Source organism: Polaromonas sp. (genome assembly GCF_049790275.1).
In the GTDB taxonomy this organism is placed as follows: domain Bacteria; phylum Pseudomonadota; class Gammaproteobacteria; order Burkholderiales; family Burkholderiaceae_C; genus Polaromonas.
Window position 1 is genome coordinate 1 of record NZ_JBAQYR010000044.1, and the last position, 2,934, is coordinate 2,934.

Consider the following 2,934-nt stretch of genomic DNA (forward strand, 5'->3'; position numbering starts at 1 on the left):
GTACAGGGGCAGTTCGCGGCCGTCTTCCATCTTCACCATTTCTTTGGTGTTGGCACAGGAGCGGGTCACAAACTTGAAGTTGTTGGACATGTCCAGGAAACAAACTTCGCGGTAATTGGGGTGAATGCCTTCTTTCATGATCTTTCCTTGTTCGTTTCGGGAGCCACTCAAACCATTTTTGAGCACTTTCCGGACAGCCTCGCATTATGCCATTAAATCAAGCACTTAGCGCGGATTTGAATGATTTTTTGCCAACCGGGGCCGCGGATCTGGCTTTGCCAGTCCGCAGGCGCAGCGCCCCCGAGGGGCTGGAGCCTGCGGCTCCAAAGCTGCTTGAGCAGCTTTGGACAGGCGACAGAAGCGACGCCTCTGGCGAGCGGCGGCCTGCAAGGCCTCGGGAGCTACACGCAGTGAGCGAACGTGGGGGCTACCCACCCCTTCGCATCATGTCAAAGAACTCGTGGTTGTTCTTGGTGGCCTTCATGTTCTTGAGCATCAGCTCCATGGACTCGATTTCGTCCATGTTGTACATGAATTGGCGCAAAATCCGCGACTTTTGCAGGATTTCCGGGGCCAGCAGCAGCTCTTCCTTGCGGGTGCCGCTGCGATTGAGGTGAATGGCCGGGAACACGCGTTTTTCATACAGGCGGCGGTCCAGGTGGATCTCGCAGTTGCCGGTGCCCTTGAACTCCTCAAAGATCACCTCGTCCATGCGGCTGCCGGTATCGACCAGTGCGGTGCCGATGATGGTCAGGCTGCCGCCTTCTTCGATCTTGCGGGCGGCACCGAAGAAGCGCTTGGGGCGCTGCAGGGCATTGGCGTCCACGCCGCCGGTCAGCACCTTGCCGGAAGAGGGCAGCACATTGTTGTAGGCACGGGCCAGGCGGGTGATGGAGTCCAGCAGGATCACGACGTCCTTGCCGAGCTCGACCAGGCGCTTGGCGCGCTCAATCACCATTTCAGCGACGTGCACGTGGCGTGCGGCGGGTTCATCGAAGGTGGAGGAAATCACTTCGCCGCGCACGCTGCGCTGCATTTCGGTCACTTCTTCCGGGCGCTCATCGACCAGCAGCACCATCATGACCACTTCCGGGTAGTTGGCGGTAATGGCGTGGGCGATGTTCTGCATCATCACGGTCTTGCCGGACTTGGGCGGCGCCACCAGCAGGGCACGCTGACCCTTGCCGATGGGGGCAATGATGTCGATGATGCGGCTGGTCAGGTTTTCTTCGGCCTTGATGTCGCGTTCGAGCTTGAACTGCTCGCGAGGAAACAGCGGCGTCAGGTTCTCGAACATCACCTTGTGCTTGTTCGCTTCGGGCGGGCCGTCGTTGACCTTGTCGAGCTTGTTCAGTGCAAAGTAACGCTCGCCGTCTTTGGGGGTGCGCACTTCGCCTTCAATCATGTCGCCGGTGTGCAGGTTGAAGCGGCGGATCTGGCTGGGGCTGATGTAGATGTCGTCGGTGGATGCGGTGTAGCTGGAGTCCGGTGCCCGCAAAAAGCCGAAGCCGTCGGGCAGCACTTCCAGCACGCCGTCGGCCACGATGGTTTCCCCGGTTTTGGAGCGCTTCTTGATGATCGCGAACATCAGCTCCTGCTTGCGCATGCGGCCGGTGTTTTCAATCTCAAGCTCCTCGGCCTGCTTGAGGACTTCAGACACGTGCAGTGCCTTGAGTTCGTTTAAATGCATGGGGAAACCTTGCGTGAAGTGAACTCCTCGCGGAGTCATTTAAAAAACGGGGGAGGTTTGAATGGAAGCTAGAGGGGCTTCACAAACCGGGAACTCGAACCAACCGGCAGCAGCCGGTCAGCGAACAAGGCCATTATGACAGGAAAATCAGGGGGATTATGCGGGTCCGGCAGGGGGTGTGCGGCTCACTTCAGGCGGGATGGCGCACGAAGAACCTGTGCAGGGACAGGGTTCTTCGCGGCTTCAGGCATGGCCTGCTCAGGCCAGTTGCTGGTCGATGAAAGCGGTCAGCTGGGCCTTGCTCATGGCGCCGACCTTGGTGGCGGCCAGCTGGCCGTCCTTGAACAGCATCAGGGTGGGGATGCCGCGGATGCCGAACTTGGCGGGAATGTCGCGGTTTTCGTCCACATTCATCTTGGCGATCTGCAGGCGGCCGTCGTAACCGGTGGCCACTTCGTCCAGAATCGGGGCAATCATCTTGCACGGACCGCACCATTCGGCCCAGTAGTCCACCAGCACCGGTTTGGAGGCTTGCAGCACATCGGCTTCGAAGGTGGCATCAGTGGTATGTTTGATCAGTTCGCTCGCCATGGCGGCTCCTTTGTCTGGTTAGGATGGTTACGATACGTTAGGGTCTGAAGTTGCAGTCATTGTGGCAGAAAGCAAGTGGCCGGGTCGGGCACGCCGGGGCTATGGCTCCGATAGTGATTATTCAATTCACGGCTTTTGCCCACCGCGCCCGCTTCATTTCACGGACTTTGCACATTTCCTTCTTGCGAACAGTCTTCCCTAAACCCCGCCATGCCACCTGCCCCGACCGCCGACGCCGCATTGCCCACGCCTGATGCGCTGTGCTGGCAACAGGCCATGGGCCAGCTGGCAGCAGTGGTGCGGGCGCGCGGCGTCCACCCGGCAGAGGTTGTGGTGTTGCTGCCGTACGCCCAGCTGATCCAGCAGGCACGCCGTGCCTGGGCTGCGCAGGCGGGCGAGACTTTTTTTGTTCCCCGTTTTGAAACCACCATGAACTGGGCCAGCGGCCTGGGCGGCACGCTGGGCCTGCACATGCCTTCTGGAGACGATTTGCGCATGGATGTGGCGGTCGACATGCTGACGGCTGCATCGCTGCTGAGCCGCGCGGGCCTGGGCGCCCAGCAGGATGCACTGGCGGGCCGGCTGGTTGAAGCGGCGTGGAGCCTCGCCGGTGTGGCCGCGGCCGTCACGCCGGCCGGACGTCGGGCCTGGAG

3 protein-coding genes and 1 pseudogene are annotated in these 2,934 nt (G+C 60.6%); 1 reads left to right on the forward strand and 3 read right to left on the reverse strand.

Annotated features, from left to right (window positions below):
- The 3 genes from WA904_RS05770 to trxA form a co-directional block, all read right to left on the reverse strand.
- Positions 1 to 138: 50S ribosomal protein L31 (locus WA904_RS05770; RefSeq protein ID WP_425196175.1), on the reverse strand; the 138-nt coding region annotated here is incomplete at its 3' end.
- Positions 139 to 427: 289 nt separating this feature from the next.
- A complete protein-coding gene (gene rho / locus WA904_RS05775; protein WP_425196174.1) occupies positions 428 to 1,690 on the reverse strand; it encodes a transcription termination factor Rho in 1,263 nt (420 codons plus the stop codon).
- Between the two features lie 258 nt (positions 1,691 to 1,948).
- Positions 1,949 to 2,281, reverse strand: coding sequence for a thioredoxin TrxA (trxA, locus tag WA904_RS05780; protein WP_077594529.1), 333 nt, complete (start codon positions 2,279 to 2,281; stop codon positions 1,949 to 1,951).
- Positions 2,282 to 2,491: 210 nt separating this feature from the next.
- Here trxA and WA904_RS05785 point away from each other — a divergent pair.
- Positions 2,492 to 2,934: pseudogene (locus WA904_RS05785) on the forward strand (PD-(D/E)XK nuclease family protein); the annotation flags it as partial.